Annotated in this window: 11 protein-coding genes, 9 tRNA genes and 4 rRNA genes (1 of these 24 running past the window's edge); all 24 read right to left on the bottom strand. The window is 45.5% G+C overall.

From position 1 onward, the window contains the following. Positions 1–503, bottom strand: a 16S ribosomal RNA gene (locus OSJ91_RS00530) (it extends 1,048 nt beyond the left edge of the window). A gap of 158 nt (positions 504–661) precedes the next feature. Continuing rightward, positions 662–737 (bottom strand) — tRNA-Ala (locus tag OSJ91_RS00525). Positions 738–747: 10 nt separating this feature from the next. Continuing rightward, a tRNA-Pro gene (locus OSJ91_RS00520) sits at positions 748–824 on the bottom strand. A gap of 10 nt (positions 825–834) precedes the next feature. After that, positions 835–911: transfer RNA gene (locus OSJ91_RS00515), tRNA-Arg, on the bottom strand. Positions 912–920: 9 nt separating this feature from the next. Next, positions 921–1,009 (bottom strand) — tRNA-Leu (locus tag OSJ91_RS00510). 12 nt (positions 1,010–1,021) lie between these two features. Continuing rightward, positions 1,022–1,096: transfer RNA gene (locus OSJ91_RS00505), tRNA-Gly, on the bottom strand. A gap of 5 nt (positions 1,097–1,101) precedes the next feature. Continuing rightward, a tRNA-Leu gene (locus OSJ91_RS00500) sits at positions 1,102–1,183 on the bottom strand. Between the two features lie 9 nt (positions 1,184–1,192). Further along, positions 1,193–1,268, bottom strand: a tRNA-Lys gene (locus OSJ91_RS00495). A 42-nt stretch (positions 1,269–1,310) separates the two neighbouring features. Next, positions 1,311–1,386, bottom strand: a tRNA-Thr gene (locus OSJ91_RS00490). An 11-nt stretch (positions 1,387–1,397) separates the two neighbouring features. After that, positions 1,398–1,473, bottom strand: a tRNA-Val gene (locus tag OSJ91_RS00485). Between the two features lie 10 nt (positions 1,474–1,483). Then, a 5S ribosomal RNA gene (rrf, locus tag OSJ91_RS00480) occupies positions 1,484–1,599 on the bottom strand. 64 nt (positions 1,600–1,663) lie between these two features. Further along, a 23S ribosomal RNA gene (locus OSJ91_RS00475) occupies positions 1,664–4,596 on the bottom strand. A gap of 176 nt (positions 4,597–4,772) precedes the next feature. Further along, positions 4,773–6,323 (bottom strand): 16S ribosomal RNA (locus OSJ91_RS00470). The 16S, 23S and 5S rRNA genes sit together here with 9 tRNA genes alongside, the layout of an rRNA operon. A 423-nt stretch (positions 6,324–6,746) precedes the next feature. Further along, positions 6,747–8,246: a lysine--tRNA ligase gene (gene lysS / locus OSJ91_RS00465; RefSeq protein WP_485891827.1), complete on the bottom strand. Its 1,500-nt coding sequence runs from the start codon at positions 8,244–8,246 to the stop codon at positions 6,747–6,749. A 187-nt stretch (positions 8,247–8,433) separates the two neighbouring features. Next, on the bottom strand, positions 8,434–9,432 hold the full coding sequence (dusB, locus tag OSJ91_RS00460) for a tRNA dihydrouridine synthase DusB (RefSeq protein ID WP_350300863.1): 999 nt from the start codon (positions 9,430–9,432) through the stop codon (positions 8,434–8,436). 22 nt (positions 9,433–9,454) lie between these two features. Next, positions 9,455–9,667, bottom strand: coding sequence for a helix-turn-helix domain-containing protein (locus tag OSJ91_RS00455; RefSeq protein ID WP_101225931.1), 213 nt, complete (start codon positions 9,665–9,667; stop codon positions 9,455–9,457). Beyond that, positions 9,619–10,146: a 2-amino-4-hydroxy-6-hydroxymethyldihydropteridine diphosphokinase gene (gene folK / locus OSJ91_RS00450; RefSeq protein WP_485890823.1), complete on the bottom strand. Its 528-nt coding sequence runs from the start codon at positions 10,144–10,146 to the stop codon at positions 9,619–9,621. The genes OSJ91_RS00455 and folK overlap by 49 nt, the downstream gene beginning before the upstream one ends. A gap of 2 nt (positions 10,147–10,148) precedes the next feature. Beyond that, positions 10,149–10,508, bottom strand: coding sequence for a dihydroneopterin aldolase (gene folB, locus OSJ91_RS00445; RefSeq protein WP_133353008.1), 360 nt, complete (start codon positions 10,506–10,508; stop codon positions 10,149–10,151). A 1-nt stretch (position 10,509) separates the two neighbouring features. Further along, on the bottom strand, positions 10,510–11,346 hold the full coding sequence (gene folP / locus OSJ91_RS00440; RefSeq protein ID WP_350300861.1) for a dihydropteroate synthase: 837 nt from the start codon (positions 11,344–11,346) through the stop codon (positions 10,510–10,512). Between the two features lie 162 nt (positions 11,347–11,508). Then, on the bottom strand, positions 11,509–12,435 hold the full coding sequence (gene cysK, locus OSJ91_RS00435) for a cysteine synthase A (RefSeq protein WP_133353006.1): 927 nt from the start codon (positions 12,433–12,435) through the stop codon (positions 11,509–11,511). Between the two features lie 130 nt (positions 12,436–12,565). After that, positions 12,566–13,462: a peptidyl-prolyl cis-trans isomerase gene (locus OSJ91_RS00430; RefSeq protein ID WP_350300860.1), complete on the bottom strand. Its 897-nt coding sequence runs from the start codon at positions 13,460–13,462 to the stop codon at positions 12,566–12,568. Between the two features lie 18 nt (positions 13,463–13,480). After that, positions 13,481–14,362, bottom strand: coding sequence for an Hsp33 family molecular chaperone HslO (gene hslO / locus OSJ91_RS00425; RefSeq protein WP_214774341.1), 882 nt, complete (start codon positions 14,360–14,362; stop codon positions 13,481–13,483). A 26-nt stretch (positions 14,363–14,388) separates the two neighbouring features. Then, positions 14,389–15,168 carry a type III pantothenate kinase gene (locus tag OSJ91_RS00420; protein WP_063235928.1) on the bottom strand — a complete coding sequence of 260 codons (780 nt, stop codon included), beginning with the start codon at positions 15,166–15,168 and terminating at the stop codon, positions 14,389–14,391. Between the two features lie 157 nt (positions 15,169–15,325). Further along, on the bottom strand, positions 15,326–17,386 hold the full coding sequence (ftsH, locus tag OSJ91_RS00415; RefSeq protein ID WP_350300858.1) for an ATP-dependent zinc metalloprotease FtsH: 2,061 nt from the start codon (positions 17,384–17,386) through the stop codon (positions 15,326–15,328). Between the last annotated feature and the right edge of the window lie 72 nt (positions 17,387–17,458).

Genomic DNA, 17,458 nt, shown 5'->3' with positions numbered 1-17,458 from the left:
TCTGGTTAGGTACCGTCAAGGTACCAGCAGTTACTCTGGTACTTGTTCTTCCCTAACAACAGAACTTTACGACCCGAAGGCCTTCTTCGTTCACGCGGCGTTGCTCCGTCAGACTTTCGTCCATTGCGGAAGATTCCCTACTGCTGCCTCCCGTAGGAGTCTGGGCCGTGTCTCAGTCCCAGTGTGGCCGATCACCCTCTCAGGTCGGCTACGCATCGTCGCCTTGGTGAGCCATTACCTCACCAACTAGCTAATGCGCCGCGGGCCCATCTATAAGTGACAGCGTAAACCGTCTTTCCATCTTCTCTCATGCGAGAAAAGAACGTATCCGGTATTAGCTCCGGTTTCCCGAAGTTATCCCAGTCTTATAGGCAGGTTGCCCACGTGTTACTCACCCGTCCGCCGCTAATCTCAGGGAGCAAGCTCCCATCGATTCGCTCGACTTGCATGTATTAGGCACGCCGCCAGCGTTCGTCCTGAGCCAGGATCAAACTCTCCGAAGAAATGTTTGACTTGCTCATTTGCTTTTTTGATAGTGTGTGCTCACTTAAAATTTAACGTTGGCGCTTTGTTTTGTTCAGTTTTCAAAGAGCAATTTGACTCTTCTTAAAGAATCAACTTTCATATCATAACAAACCCAAAACGGCTTGTCAAGTTTTTTTGGTGGAGCCTAGCGGGATCGAACCGCTGACCTCCTGCGTGCAAGGCAGGCGCTCTCCCAGCTGAGCTAAGGCCCCGAAAAAATAATGGTCGGGAAGACAGGATTCGAACCTGCGACCCCTTGGTCCCAAACCAAGTGCTCTACCAAGCTGAGCTACTTCCCGAAAAAAAATATGGTGCGCCCGGCGGGAGTCGAACCTACAACCTTCTGATTCGTAGTCAGATGCTCTATCCAATTGAGCTACGGGCGCATATTAAGATGGTGCCGAGGACCGGAATCGAACCGGTACGGTAGTCACCTACCGCAGGATTTTAAGTCCTGTGCGTCTGCCAGTTCCGCCACCCCGGCATAAATAAATAGTGGAGCGGAAGACGGGATTCGAACCCGCGACCCCAACCTTGGCAAGGTTGTATTCTACCACTGAACTACTTCCGCGAACATGCGGGTGAAGGGACTTGAACCCCCACGCCTTGCGGCGCCAGATCCTAAGTCTGGTGCGTCTGCCAATTCCGCCACACCCGCATAATAAAATGGTGAGCCATGAAGGATTCGAACCTTCGACCCTCTGATTAAAAGTCAGATGCTCTACCAACTGAGCTAATGGCTCATATAAACTATTTATATATGCTATATCAAGCTTGTATGAAAATGGTGCCGGCAAGAGGACTTGAACCCCCAACCTACTGATTACAAGTCAGTTGCTCTACCAGTTGAGCTACACCGGCAAGTGTAAAAATGGTGGAGGATGACGGGATCGAACCGCCGACCCTCTGCTTGTAAGGCAGATGCTCTCCCAGCTGAGCTAATCCTCCATATATAACTGCTTGGCGGCGTCCTACTCTCACAGGGGGAAACCCCCAACTACCATCGGCGCTGAAGAGCTTAACTGCCGTGTTCGGAATGGGAACGGGTGTGACCTCTTCGCTATCGCCACCAAACATAAAAGGAACGTTGTTCCTTCAAAACTAGATAATAAGAAGGTATTTCATTTTTTAAAAAGCGTTGGTTAAGTCCTCGATCTATTAGTATCAGTCAGCTCCACATGTCACCATGCTTCCACCTCTGACCTATCAACCTGATCATCTTTCAGGGATCTTACTAGCTTGCGCCATGGGAAATCTCATCTTGAGGGGGGCTTCATGCTTAGATGCTTTCAGCACTTATCCCGTCCGCACGTAGCTACCCAGCTATGCCTTTGGCAAGACAACTGGTACACCAGCGGTGCGTCCATCCCGGTCCTCTCGTACTAAGGACAGCTCCTCTCAAATTTCCTGCGCCCGCGACGGATAGGGACCGAACTGTCTCACGACGTTCTGAACCCAGCTCGCGTACCGCTTTAATGGGCGAACAGCCCAACCCTTGGGACCGACTACAGCCCCAGGATGCGATGAGCCGACATCGAGGTGCCAAACCTCCCCGTCGATGTGGACTCTTGGGGGAGATAAGCCTGTTATCCCCGGGGTAGCTTTTATCCGTTGAGCGATGGCCCTTCCATGCGGAACCACCGGATCACTAAGCCCGACTTTCGTCCCTGCTCGACTTGTAGGTCTCGCAGTCAAGCTCCCTTGTGCCTTTACACTCTACGAATGATTTCCAACCATTCTGAGGGAACCTTTGGGCGCCTCCGTTACTCTTTAGGAGGCGACCGCCCCAGTCAAACTGCCCACCTGACACTGTCTCCCACCCCGATAAGGGGCGCGGGTTAGAATTTCAATACAGCCAGGGTAGTATCCCACCAACGCCTCCACCGAAGCTGGCGCTCCGGCTTCTCAGGCTCCTACCTATCCTGTACAAGCTGTACCAAAATTCAATATCAGGCTGCAGTAAAGCTCCACGGGGTCTTTCCGTCCTGTCGCGGGTAACCTGCATCTTCACAGGTACTATAATTTCACCGAGTCTCTCGTTGAGACAGTGCCCAGATCGTTACACCTTTCGTGCGGGTCGGAACTTACCCGACAAGGAATTTCGCTACCTTAGGACCGTTATAGTTACGGCCGCCGTTTACTGGGGCTTCGGTTCAAAGCTTCGCTTGCGCTAACCTCTCCCCTTAACCTTCCAGCACCGGGCAGGTGTCAGCCCCTATACTTCGCCTTGCGGCTTCGCAGAGACCTGTGTTTTTGCTAAACAGTCGCCTGGGCCTATTCACTGCGGCTTTTCTGGGCTATTCACCCTAAAAAGCACCCCTTCTCCCGAAGTTACGGGGTCATTTTGCCGAGTTCCTTAACGAGAGTTCTCTCGCACACCTTAGGATTCTCTCCTCGCCTACCTGTGTCGGTTTGCGGTACGGGCACCTTACATCTCACTAGAGGCTTTTCTTGGCAGCGTGGAATCAGGAACTTCGGTACTATATTTCCCTCGCCATCACAGCTCCGCCTTAATGGAAACGGGATTTGCCTCGTTTCCGGCCTAACTGCTTGGACGCGCATATCCAACAGCGCGCTTACCCTATCCTTCTGCGTCCCCCCATCGTTCAAACGATGTATAGGTGGTACAGGAATATCAACCTGTTGTCCATCGCCTACGCCTTTCGGCCTCGGCTTAGGTCCCGACTAACCCTGAGCGGACGAGCCTTCCTCAGGAAACCTTAGGCATTCGGTGGAAGGGATTCTCACCCTTCTTTCGCTACTCATACCGGCATTCTCACTTCTAAGCGCTCCACCAGTCCTTCCGGTCTGACTTCAACGCCCTTAGAACGCTCTCCTACCATCGACACCATACGGTGTCAATCCACAGCTTCGGTGATACGTTTAGCCCCGGTACATTTTCGGCGCGGAGTCACTCGACCAGTGAGCTATTACGCACTCTTTAAATGGTGGCTGCTTCTAAGCCAACATCCTGGTTGTCTAAGCAACTCCACATCCTTTTCCACTTAACGTATACTTTGGGACCTTAGCTGGTGGTCTGGGCTGTTTCCCTTTCGACTACGGATCTTATCACTCGCAGTCTGACTCCCAAGAATAAGTATTTGGCATTCGGAGTTTGACTGAATTCGGTAACCCGTTGGGGGCCCCTAGTCCAATCAGTGCTCTACCTCCAATACTCTCATCTTGAGGCTAGCCCTAAAGCTATTTCGGAGAGAACCAGCTATCTCCAGGTTCGATTGGAATTTCTCCGCTACCCACACCTCATCCCCGCACTTTTCAACGTGCGTGGGTTCGGGCCTCCATTCAGTGTTACCTGAACTTCACCCTGGACATGGGTAGATCACCTGGTTTCGGGTCTACGACCTCATACTCATTCGCCCTATTCAGACTCGCTTTCGCTGCGGCTCCGTCTTATCAACTTAACCTCGCATGAAATCGTAACTCGCCGGTTCATTCTACAAAAGGCACGCCATTACCCATTAACGGGCTTTGACTACTTGTAGGCACACGGTTTCAGGATCTATTTCACTCCCCTTCCGGGGTGCTTTTCACCTTTCCCTCACGGTACTGGTTCACTATCGGTCACTAGGGAGTATTTAGCCTTGGGAGATGGTCCTCCCTGCTTCCGACGGGATTTCTCGTGTCCCGCCGTACTCAGGATCCACTCAGGAGGGAACGAAGTTTCAACTACAGGGTTTTTACCTTCTTCGACGGATCTTTCCAGATCGCTTCATTTACCCCGTTCCTTTGTAACTCCATGTTGAGTGTCCTACAACCCCAAGAGGCAAGCCTCTTGGTTTGGGCTAATTCCGTTTCGCTCGCCGCTACTCAGGAAATCGCGTTTGCTTTCTCTTCCTCCGGGTACTTAGATGTTTCAGTTCCCCGGGTCTGCCTTCAGTACCCTATGTATTCAGGTAAAGATACTGTTCCATTACGAACAGTGGGTTTCCCCATTCGGAAATCTCCGGATCAAAGCTTACTTACAGCTCCCCGAAGCATATCGGTGTTAGTCCCGTCCTTCATCGGCTCCTAGTGCCAAGGCATCCACCGTGCGCCCTTTCTAACTTAACCGTTAAAAAAGATCTTACAGATGCTTTAAAAAAAATTAATTGCCTTCTATCTATTATCTAGTTTTCAAGGAACAAAGCAGAAAGAATCCATCACATCGTGATGTTTGTCTTTCCTATTTGAATGAATTACTCATTCAAAACTGAACAAAACAAAAGCGCTCTCGTAATTATCCTTAGAAAGGAGGTGATCCAGCCGCACCTTCCGATACGGCTACCTTGTTACGACTTCACCCCAATCATCTGTCCCACCTTAGGCGGCTGGCTCCATGAAGGTTACCTCACCGACTTCGGGTGTTACAAACTCTCGTGGTGTGACGGGCGGTGTGTACAAGGCCCGGGAACGTATTCACCGCGGCATGCTGATCCGCGATTACTAGCGATTCCGGCTTCATGCAGGCGAGTTGCAGCCTGCAATCCGAACTGAGAATGGCTTTATGGGATTCGCTTACCTTCGCAGGTTTGCAGCCCTTTGTACCATCCATTGTAGCACGTGTGTAGCCCAGGTCATAAGGGGCATGATGATTTGACGTCATCCCCACCTTCCTCCGGTTTGTCACCGGCAGTCACCTTAGAGTGCCCAACTGAATGCTGGCAACTAAGATCAAGGGTTGCGCTCGTTGCGGGACTTAACCCAACATCTCACGACACGAGCTGACGACAACCATGCACCACCTGTCACTCTGTCCCCCGAAGGGGAAAGCCCTATCTCTAGGGTTGTCAGAGGATGTCAAGACCTGGTAAGGTTCTTCGCGTTGCTTCGAATTAAACCACATGCTCCACCGCTTGTGCGGGCCCCCGTCAATTCCTTTGAGTTTCAGCCTTGCGGCCGTACTCCCCAGGCGGAGTGCTTAATGCGTTAGCTGCAGCACTAAAGGGCGGAAACCCTCTAACACTTAGCACTCATCGTTTACGGCGTGGACTACCAGGGTATCTAATCCTGTTTGCTCCCCACGCTTTCGCGCCTCAGTGTCAGTTACAGACCAGAAAGTCGCCTTCGCCACTGGTGTTCCTCCAAATCTCTACGCATTTCACCGCTACACTTGGAATTCCACTTTCCTCTTCTGCACTCAAGTTCCCCAGTTTCCAATGACCCTCCACGGTTGAGCCGTGGGCTTTCACATCAGACTTAAGGAACCACCTGCGCGCGCTTTACGCCCAATAATTCCGGACAACGCTTGCCACCTACGTATTACCGCGGCTGCTGGCACGTAGTTAGCCGTGGCTTTCTGGTTAGGTACCGTCAAGGTACCAGCAGTTACTCTGGTACTTATTCTTCCCTAACAACAGAACTTTACGACCCGAAGGCCTTCTTCGTTCACGCGGCGTTGCTCCGTCAGACTTTCGTCCATTGCGGAAGATTCCCTACTGCTGCCTCCCGTAGGAGTCTGGGCCGTGTCTCAGTCCCAGTGTGGCCGATCACCCTCTCAGGTCGGCTACGCATCGTCGCCTTGGTGAGCCATTACCTCACCAACTAGCTAATGCGCCGCGGGCCCATCTATAAGTGACAGCGTAAACCGTCTTTCCATCTTCTCTCATGCGAGAAAAGAACGTATCCGGTATTAGCTCCGGTTTCCCGAAGTTATCCCAGTCTTATAGGCAGGTTGCCCACGTGTTACTCACCCGTCCGCCGCTAATCTCAGGGAGCAAGCTCCCATCGATTCGCTCGACTTGCATGTATTAGGCACGCCGCCAGCGTTCGTCCTGAGCCAGGATCAAACTCTCCGAAGAAATGTTTGACTTGCTCATTTGCTTTTTTTGATAGTGTGTGCTCACTTAAAATTTAACGTTGGCGCTTTGTTTTGTTCAGTTTTCAAAGAGCAATGTCTTTCGGAACAGCTTATTTATAATAACACTTTCATCACTTCAAGTCAACAACTTTTTTAAAACTTTTTAAAGTTTGTAATCTGTTTGCAACTCGTTCGTAACGACAGATATAAATATAACACCATTACGTTAACTGCGCAATACCTTTTATAAAGTTTTTTTGAGATAATGTTGTTTTTCTTTTAAACCCTAGAATCCACTCTATTGAAAGGCATGAAATTATAATTAAAAAACAAAAACCGAATTGGACTTACCAGGATCAAGAGCTACGCCCTTGATCCCAGCCATCCGAATCCGGCCCTGCAATCAAAACTCATTTTGCTTATATTAGCGATGTCTCATTAAAGGGAATAACAGGACGTCACGTATAGAAGGAGAATTGGTCAATAGCATAACCAAACGGTCAACACCAATTCCCAGTCCGCCAGTCGGCGGCATTCCGTATTCTAACGCCTCCAAGAAATCTTCATCCATTTCATGAGCTTCATCATTACCTTGCTCTCGTTCTTTCAATTGAGCTTCAAAGCGTTGACGTTGATCAATAGGATCATTAAGTTCAGTGAAGGCATTTGCGTGCTCCCTGCCTACAATGAATAACTCAAAACGATCTGTGAAACGGGAATCTTCCGGATTTTTCTTTGCTAAAGGAGAGATTTCCACTGGATGCCCATAGATGAATGTAGGCTGAATTAACTTATCTTCGACCTTTTGTTCAAAGAATTCATTTACGATATGGCCGAACTCCATGGATTCCTTAACTTCAATCCCATTTTCTTTAGCAAGCTGCTGGGCTTCTTCTTTACTCATTTCAGTCCAGAAGTCCACACCAGTATATTCTTTTACAGCGTCAACCATGTGAAGTCGTTTCCATTCCGGTTTTAACTCTATCTCATACTCCCCATACTGGATGGTAGTCGTCCCAAGAACTTCTTGAGCTATATGGGCAATCAGGTTTTCCGTTAAACTCATGATATCTTGGTAATCCGCATAAGCTTCGTACAATTCGATCAAAGTGAATTCAGGATTGTGCCTTGTGGACACTCCTTCATTTCTGAAAACCCGGCCAATTTCATAAACTTTCTCCAATCCGCCAACAATTAAGCGTTTTAGATGCAGTTCAATGGCGATCCTTAAATTCAAAGGCATATCCAAAGCATTATGGTGAGTAAGGAAAGGACGTGCAGCAGCTCCACCAGCAACAGAGTGCAATAGCGGCGTCTCCACTTCAAGGTATCCATGATCGTCCAAATAACGTCTCATAGCTTGTACAATACGACTGCGCATGATCAACGTATTTTTACTTTCCTCATTTGTAATTAAATCGACATAACGTTTACGATAACGCTCTTCAACGTCCTTTAAGCCATGAAATTTATCAGGTAACGGGCGAAGCGCCTTAGCAAGGAACACATACTCTTTAGCTTTAATGGAAAGTTCCCCGACTTTCGTTTTGAAGATTACGCCAGTTATCCCTACGAGATCACCAAGATCTGTTTGGTTGAAAATTTGGTAAGAATCTTCCCCTATGTTATCCAAACGGACGTAGATTTGGATTTGGCCGCTAATATCCTGGATATGGGCAAATCCCGCTTTCCCTTTTCCGCGCTTCGTCATGACACGGCCAGCGATCGTAACTTCAATTTCTTTTTCTTCAAGATCTTCCTTTTCTAATTCACCATAAGCACTGATTATCTCCTGAGTGTTATGTGTGCGCTCGAACCTGCTCCCGAAAGGGTCTTGTCCATTATCAATCATGGCCTGCATTTTATCGCGCCTTACCTGCAGTTGGTCATTCAATTCTTCATGACTCACGAAAATCATCTCCATCTTTATTAATAAATGCCTTATATAATTAATCAGAAATTCTTTTGCATACATATTTATTCTTACATAAAGTAAAGAAATTCAACAGCTTTTTATCTTAAAACATTGCTTATGTACATATAAAAACTGCCAGGATTACTGGCAGTTAAGATAAGCGTATTATAGGAAAATAGGAAGGTAATGTCAAACATCAGACCATTTGGATATTTTGTTGCTTCGCTTCAATATCATCAACAAGTCCATAAAGAAGCTTTACAACATCTTCCCTTGTTTCACAATAATTAATTCCTTTGCGAGCTTGAGCATTCCCTTTAACACCCTTTAAATACCAAGAAGCGTGCTTACGCATTTCACGAACAGCGACATTTTCATTTTTCAACGCAATCAGACGATCCATATGAAGCACGCAAACGTCCATCTTTTCACGAACTGAAGGTTCATCCATCAGTTGACCGGTTTCTAGATATTTTACAGTCCGGTAGATCATCCATGGGTTACCTAGGGCTGCACGGCCGATCATGACTCCATCAACACCAGTTTCCTTCAGCATTCTTTCCGCATCCTGTGGAGTTTCCACATCACCGTTACCGATAAGGGGAATATTGATCGACCTCTTCACTTCACGGATGATGTCCCAGTTAGCTTTTCCTTCATACATTTGAACTCGTGTCCTGCCATGCATGGAAACAGCTTTACCGCCTGCGCGTTCAACAGCCTGAGCATTTTGAATCGCAAAAACATGCTCATCATCCCAGCCTATGCGCATTTTCACCGTTACCGGCTTATCAACGGCATCAACCACGGCTGAAACCATCTCATAAATTTTGTTTGGATCGAGAAGCCACTTCGCACCCGCATCACATTTAGTGATTTTAGGAACAGGGCAGCCCATGTTGATATCAATGATATCAGCATTTGTATTTTTATCTACAAATTGTGCAGCTTCGACCAAAGATTTCTTTTCACCGCCAAAGATTTGCAAGCTTAAAGGCTTTTCTCTTTCATCTATATAAAGCATATTCATCGTTCTAGCATTTTGTAAAACGATTCCCTTATCACTGACCATCTCCGCACAAACAAGACCAGCACCAAATTCCTTGACGGTCAAGCGGAATGCCGAGTTGCAGACTCCCGCCATCGGTGCCAGCACTACCGGATTCTTCATTTCTATATCGCCTATTTTTAACACGTTGACCTCCTATAACATTCTTTCATTTATCGTCAGGTGGCTGAAGCTCCTCAATGGAAACATGCAGAATTTCCGCCACTTCCAGTAAAAATGCCTCTGAAGGGTTGCGGTTCCCCCGTTCAACTTCTCCCAGCAAGGAAACGGAAACACCTATTTCCCTCGCAAACCCTTCCTGGGTATAACCCTTTAACTTTCGAAAAGCGCGAATACGCCTTCCCCATTTTTCACCTTCCATAATCGAACTCCTTCTTTATCCGAAATCTGTTCAAGCAGGTCGCTCAAAGGTGCATCCATTTGCGGAAGTGATATATCAGGGTCCACTTCCATTAAAGGCACGATAACAAAAGCCCTCTCGTGCATACGAGGGTGCGGGACTGAAAGAATCTCTGTCTCAATATTTTCTTGATTATATAACAAAATGTCAAGGTCTATAGTACGGGGACCCCACCTGATTTCCCTTTTTCTTCCTAAATCTTGTTCGATTTTCATACAAGCGTGAAGTAAGTTTTCAGGTTCTAAATCGGTTTCCACTTTAAGAACAGCATTTAAAAAACAGTCCTGGTCTTCATATCCTATCGGGTCTGTTTCATATAAAGAAGAGCAGGCCATCATCTTGATATGCGGATTATCAGACAATAATTGGAAAGCTCTTCGGAATGTTTCAAGGCGATCCCCTAAGTTCGACCCTATTGAAAGGTAAGCAATATTTATCACAATCAGCGTCCCCTTACAATCTCTATAGCAACAGACTCATAGTGACCTGCTATTGGAGGATCTGGTTTATAAACCTTGACGGTGCATGTCTCGATGGAAGAATATTTATTAAGCAGTTCAGAAGCGATTTTTTCAGCGACAGCTTCCACTAACTTAAAAGGTTCTCCCTCAACAACACTTTTACACACTTCATATAACTCGCCATAGTTGATTGAGTCTTCAAGGTTGTCACTCTTCCCTGCCTTGGCTAAATCAGTCTGGACGATTAAATCCACTTTAAACCGCTGACCAAGCTTCGTTTCCTCCGGAAAAACTCCATGATAACCGTAAAACTCCATCTTATTCACATATATCTTATCCATTTCATTCACCTTTTCCTAATAGAGCATCCATCATCTTTGCAGTCCGTGCCATTTCCTTCACATCATGTACGCGAACCATCTGACAGCCTTGTTGAATTCCATGGCAAATTGTAGCGGCAGTGCCTTCCATCCGCTCACTAGGCGGTAGGTCCAGAACATGGCCAATCATGGACTTTCTTGATGTGGCTAACAGAACTGGATAACCTAACGATACCAGCTTATCAAGATTCCTCATCATTTCTAAATTTAACTTTAAATCTTTCGCAAAGCCAATTCCTGGATCGAGAATGATGTTTTCATCCTTGACACCTGCATCCTTCACCAACATGATGCTTTCGAATAAATCTTGAAGTACATCCCGGACAAAATGTCCATATTCCATATTACCCCTGTTATGCATCAAGATAATCGGCACCTTATATTCCGCAGCAACCCTTGACATCAAGGTATCGGCTTTACCTCCCCAAATATCATTTAATATATGGGCTCCTGCCTTTACCGCCTCTTCTGCAACTCTTGATTTATACGTATCGACCGATATCGGAATCTCAATATTACGCGATATGGCTTCAATAATTGGGGCGACTCTCTCTATTTCCTCTTCATCCGATATCCTCTCATAGTTAGGACGGGTCGACTCACCACCTACATCCAATATATCCGCGCCATCGTTGACCATTCGTTCAGCATGCTTCAAAGCAGCATCTATCCGATTATATTTTCCGCCATCCGAAAAGGAATCCGGCGTAACATTCAAAATCCCCATGATTAAGGTTTTCTTGCTGTAATCCAAATCAAATGAACCGCATTTTATTTTTGATGCTCCTGCTAATGACATCCAACGTTCTCCTTCACCTAAAGAAATCTATATATACGAGTTTACCCATTTACATAGGTATAGTGCAAGCTCCATGAAAATCAGGGATACTTCTGCATACTTTGCTCAAAAAGAAAAGCAAAGCCCCAAAGGAACTTCGCTTCTCATTTTTAGTGTCTTGTCTTACTCAAAGTTATATAATGGTGTACTTAAGTAGCGTTCACCATTACTCGGTATGATGGCAAGTACCTTTTTGCCTTTTCCCAGTTTGTCAGCCACTTTAATGGCAGCTGCGATTGCACCTCCAGAAGAAATTCCGCCAAGGATTCCTTCCTCTTTTGCTGCGCGGCGTGCATAATCAAAAGATTCCTCTGTATTGACTTGAATGATTTCGTCATAGAGATCTGTATTCAATATACTTGGAATGAAGCCTGCTCCGATTCCTTGGATTTTATGAGGTCCTGGAGTCCCACCCGATAATACTGGAGAATCCGCAGGTTCAACAGCGTAAATTTTAATGTCAGGGAATTTTTCACGCAGGACTTCACCGGCACCTGTTATGGTTCCCCCAGTACCGATTCCGGCAACGAATGCATCCAAGCCTTCATCTCCAAAGGCTTCAACGATTTCAGGGCCTGTAGTGTTCCGATGTACTTCAGGGTTGGCTTCGTTTTCGAATTGCTGTGGAATGAAGTAACCTTTTTCTTTAGAAAGCTCAGTCGCCTTTGCGATTGCACCCTTCATTCCTTCAGGTCCAGGAGTAAGAACTAATTCTGCCCCATATGCGCGAAGCAAGTTACGGCGTTCCAAGCTCATCGTCTCCGGCATAACCAGAATTGATTTATAGCCCTTTGCCGCAGCTACCATTGCCAAACCTATTCCCGTATTTCCGCTTGTAGGTTCAATGATCGTATCACCTGGCTTAAGAGTACCATTTTTTTCTGCCGCTTCGATCATCGCAAGGGCGATACGGTCTTTTACACTGCTGCCTGGGTTAAAATACTCAAGTTTCAAATAAATATCTGCACTGTTTTCATTTTGAAGCTTGTTTAACTTAACAATAGGTGTTTGTCCAATTAAATCGATTACAGAATTAGCTATACGTGCCATTTTCTCCACTCCCTTATCATTTCAATACCGAGTATGTTTATTGGTTTTATAATTTTAAAGTTACCAGTTTTAATAGTTCATTGTCAATGATTATATACTATATTCTAAATTTTCTCACACAACCATTGACCTACTTTTCTTCCTTCAATCCATAAAACCATTCTACATCAAATTCATCCCAGAAAATTTTCCCTGAGACCGGTGTCTGAATCTGTTCAAGAGCTATTTGGCGGTGAATCTTGTCTTTAACTTCTTCATATTCATACTGCTTGCCCTTTATTCTTTCATGCAGGTAGAGAACGGCCCAGCCATCCTCCGTTTGGATTGCATCACTCCACTTCTTCACCTTCAATTTCTCGGCAGCGGTTATGTATTCCTTGGAGACTTGCTCGTTATCCTGGGATATATAACCCATGTCGCCTCCTTGATTGGCAGTGAATTCATCAAGGGACTTCTCCATTGCCAATACATCAAAGGAGACACCCTTCTCCAGTTCACGTATGACTTGGTCTGCCTGCTTTTTTGTAGAAGTGGTGATATGGGAAACATGGAAAGCAGTAGGGATTCTGTAGATATCCTTATTATTATCATAATGACTCCGCATTGCTGTTTCGGAAACCGAAACGTCCTTGGTGAGGAGCTTCTCGAGAAGGAGACTCGACTGAATTTCCTGCCTCAGTTGATCGTTACTTTTATTAAGGTTCTGACCGGCAGTCCCATACATCGTTTTCATCATTTTAAGTTCCCGATCAAGCTCTTCATCCGAAGTCTTCACTTTGTATTTTTCAGCTGCCTGTTTCACTACCTCTTTATCGACCATATCCTCAAGTACATCTTCCCCATATCTTTTTTCGAGCTCATTAATCCATGCTTCCCGGGAAATATCCTTGGACCCAACCTTTGCGGCCGTTTCTTCCCCAATGACGGATTTTGAAATGATTAGTGGTTTTATGACAAAGATAATGATAGTCAAAAGGTTCAACAAGGCAAGGCCGGCAATAATCGCCCGAAGCTTTTGTTTTGGCAAACCCTTATCCCCCGTAAATTATTTTTTTGTTTCTGCCTCTAATTCCTCGAGTTCTTCCTTCGAGAATTGGTAGGTCTGATTACAAAAATGACAATGCGCCTCCGCTTGTCCGTCTGTCTCAATGATATCCCGGATCTCAGCTTGCCCTAGGCTAATCAATGCGGTGGCAATTCTCTCCCTGGAACATTGACAGGAGAATTGGACATCCATTTTTTCTAGTATATTCACATTGCCCTCACCTAATATTTCGGTTAGGATTTCTTCAGGAGTCATGCCACTTTGAATCATCTTGGAAACAGGAGTTATCGTGCTTAGTCGATTTTCGATTTTGGAAATCGTATCTTCGGATGTACCCGGCATCAACTGAATGATAAATCCACCCGCTGCAAGGATTGAATTATCCGGATTCACGAGAACCCCAACCCCCACAGATGATGGCACCTGTTCGGAAGTAACAAAGTAATAAGTGAAATCTTCACCTAACTCTCCCGATACAAGCGGTACTTGCCCCGAAAAATAATCACGAAGACCAATGTCTTTGACAACAGTCAGCAATCCATCGGTACCCACCGCTCTCCTTACATCCAGCTTTCCCTGCTCATTCAAATCAAAGTGGGTTTGCGGGTGAGTGACATATCCGCGGACTTCTCCTTTTGCATTGCTGTCGACCAGGATGGAACCAATCGGTCCACCGCCCTCGATTTTAATCGTCAGCTTTTCTTCACCTTTTAACATTCCGCCCATCATAACGCCTGCCGTCATAGCCCGTCCTAGGGCAGCAGAAGCAGTAGGCCATGTATAATGGCGTCGCTGCGCTTCTCCTACGGTGTCTGTTGTTGAAACAGCATATGCCCGTACCTGTCCTTCATAGCCTAACGCCTTTATTAGATAATCCTTCATTTATTTTGCTCCTTTCAAGCTTTGTATTACTTCTTCACTTGCTCCCGATTACGTTTATAAATCAGCTGCAGCCCCTTCAAGGTCAAAAATGGCTCCACAACGTCAATCACAGTGGACTCATTAGCAATTAAGGTAGCCAGTCCGCCTGTCGCTATTACCGTTGGTTCTAGATTACTTTGCGCCTTAATTCGATTAACGATTCCTTCTACCTGTCCAACATATCCATACAAAATGCCAGCCTGCATGGCGGACACCGTATTTTTCCCAATAATCCCTTCCGGTCGGCTGATTTCTATTCTTGGAAGTTTGGCTGCTTTTGAATAAAGTGCTTCAGTAGAAATATTTATACCCGGAGCAATGGCTCCGCCCATGTATTGTTTATCCTCATTTATGTAGCAATATGTCGTTGCCGTACCAAAATCCACGATAATGAGAGGGCTTCCATATTCCTGAATGCCTGCAACCGCATTAACGATTCGGTCGGCTCCCACCTCACGGGGATTTTCGTATTTAATATTCAATCCAGTTTTTATTCCAGGTCCAACTATTAGCGGTTTAATTCCAAAGTATTTTTTGCACATACGTTCAAGCGCAAACATAATCGGCGGAACTACCGAAGAAATAATGATTCCATCAAATTGATCAAACGAAAGACCTTCATGTTGAAGCAAAGACTTTATGACCATTCCATACTCATCTTCTGTCTTGTGACGGTTAGTCTCTATTCGCCAATGATATTTTAAAATATCTTCATCGTATACGCCTAATACAGTATTCGTATTCCCAACATCCAATACAAAAATCATCGTTTCATCACTCCGGTAAATTATTCTCCAACATCATAACACACTGTTATTTCCCACGCTATTAGTCGCACTTTTCGAATGGTAACCAAAAAACTTTATCATAAGAGTTAAGAAAAGGGTATTTCCGAGGCGGAAATACCCTTTTGAATTTAGTCACTTAAGACTTTTTATTGTCATCTTCGTTCGGGAAGGAAAGCGGCTGATCTTGAGGTGCACCTTCTTTGATTGGAGGAGTATTCAATCCTTCCTCCGTTATTTCAAGGTCCTCAGGTCCTCTTTTATCCAACGGATCTAATAGGGCCTCTTTTTCTTCCTTCTTCTTATTGATGTTCACCTTGACATTCTCATCAGTGGTTAAGTTCCCATTCAGTGCCGTATAATCACGTTCTGGCAATTTACCTTTATGGAATAAACTTTTGATTTGTTCAGCATCAAGTGTTTCCACTTCAAGCAGGGTTTTTGCAACCAAATCAAGTTTTTCACGATTTTCAGTAAGGATCTTCTTACATCTTTCGTATGCTTCCTTGATGATACGTTGAATTTCAAGATCGATTTCATATGCTATTGCATCTGAATAGTTTTGATCATTGTTGAAATCGCGGCCTAGGAAGACCTGACCTTGAGAGTTACCGAATTGAAGCGGCCCAAGCTTACTCATGCCATATTCCATAACCATGCTCCGAGCTATGCCCGTTGCACGCTGGAAGTCGTTATGCGCACCGGTACTCACTTCTCCGAATGTAACTTCTTCGGCTACACGGCCACCCAATAGTCCTACGATTTTATCTTTAAGCTCAGGTTCCGTCATGAAGAAACGATCTTCTTTCGGCAGCATAACTGCATAACCGCCAGCTTGACCACGAGGGACAATCGTAACTTTATGAACGACTTCGGCATCATCCAGAACCAATCCAATAATGGTATGGCCTGCTTCATGCCACGCTACGATATTTCTTTCCTTTTTGGAAATGACACGGTTTTTCTTGGCAGGTCCAGCGATAACACGATCCGAAGCTTCATCCAAATCGGACATGTCGATCTTCTTCTTATCTTGACGGGCAGCTACAAGAGCCGCTTCATTCAGTAAGTTTTCAAGATCGGCACCAGAAAATCCTGGAGTACGCTGAGCGATCGCTTTCAAATCGACTGTTTCTGCTAAAGGTTTATTGCGCGCATGCACTTTCAGCACTTCTTCACGGCCCTTGACATCAGGGCGGCCTACCGTTATTTGACGGTCAAAACGTCCTGGACGCAATAATGCCGGATCCAATACATCAGCACGGTTAGTCGCAGCAATGATTATGATTCCTTCATTACCACCGAAACCATCCATCTCCACGAGGAGTTGGTTCAATGTCTGTTCACGTTCATCGTGACCGCCACCAAGACCTGCTCCACGTTGACGTCCGACTGCATCAATTTCATCGATAAAGATGATACATGGTGCATTCTTCTTAGCATTTTCAAACAAATCACGAACACGGGATGCACCGACACCCACAAACATCTCAACAAAATCAGAACCACTGATTGAGAAGAAAGGAGTTCCGGCTTCACCAGCTACTGCTCGTGCAAGTAAAGTTTTACCTGTACCAGGAGGCCCAACTAAAAGTACCCCTTTAGGAATCCGGGCACCAAGCTCGGCATATTTGCGAGGGTCTTTCAAGAATTCAACGACCTCGACAAGTTCCTGCTTTTCTTCGTCCGCTCCGGCAACATCATTGAAGCGTACTTTTTTCTTATCATCATTATACAATTTCGCCTTACTTTTCCCGAAGTTCATGACGCGGCCACCACCGCCGCCTTGAGCTTGGTTAAGTAAAAAGAAGAAGAGGATAAAAATGATTACAAATGGAATGATGGAAGTGAAAAATGTCACCCAGCCACTTGTCTTTTCTGGAGGTTCGACATTGATGATGTCTTTTCCCAGCTTGGTTACAGCGTCATTGATCCGGCTTTGCGAATACTCACTGAAAGGCACGTACGTCACAAAGAATTTGTTTTCCTCATAACCTTTGAGCTTTCCTGTGATTTCAAATACACTGCTTTCGGGCTGCATCGTAAGTGATGTAACGTCCCCACTCTCCAAATGCTTATAGAATTCATCTTGGGTCAATTTTACGTTTGGTTCATTGTTATTATTAAAAATACTTACAATCCCAATGATGACCAAAAAGATCAGTAAATAAAATATGGTATTACGGAAGATCCGATTCATCCCTTACCTCCTCCCACGGGTAAACAAACTATAGTAAATACTATCATACAAAATTAATGAATTACAATAATT

The organism is Bacillus sp. T-10(2022), assembly GCF_056502895.1.
This window is presented reverse-complemented; position numbering and strand designations above follow the sequence as displayed.

What these genes read in the sequence shown, in the direction of transcription:
- lysS (WP_485891827.1), bottom strand. Translation starts at nt 8,246, where the DNA reads ATGGAGATGATTTTCGTGAGTCATGAAGAATTGAATGACCAACTGCAG.
- OSJ91_RS00455 (WP_101225931.1), bottom strand. Translation starts at nt 9,667, where the DNA reads ATGGAAGGTGAAAAATGGGGAAGGCGTATTCGCGCTTTTCGAAAGTTA.
- folB (WP_133353008.1), bottom strand. Translation starts at nt 10,508, where the DNA reads ATGGATAAGATATATGTGAATAAGATGGAGTTTTACGGTTATCATGGA.
- folP (WP_350300861.1), bottom strand. Translation starts at nt 11,346, where the DNA reads ATGTCATTAGCAGGAGCATCAAAAATAAAATGCGGTTCATTTGATTTG.
- cysK (WP_133353006.1), bottom strand. Translation starts at nt 12,435, where the DNA reads ATGGCACGTATAGCTAATTCTGTAATCGATTTAATTGGACAAACACCT.
- hslO (WP_214774341.1), bottom strand. Translation starts at nt 14,362, where the DNA reads ATGAAGGATTATCTAATAAAGGCGTTAGGCTATGAAGGACAGGTACGG.
- OSJ91_RS00420 (WP_063235928.1), bottom strand. Translation starts at nt 15,168, where the DNA reads ATGATTTTTGTATTGGATGTTGGGAATACGAATACTGTATTAGGCGTA.
- ftsH (WP_350300858.1), bottom strand. Translation starts at nt 17,386, where the DNA reads ATGAATCGGATCTTCCGTAATACCATATTTTATTTACTGATCTTTTTG.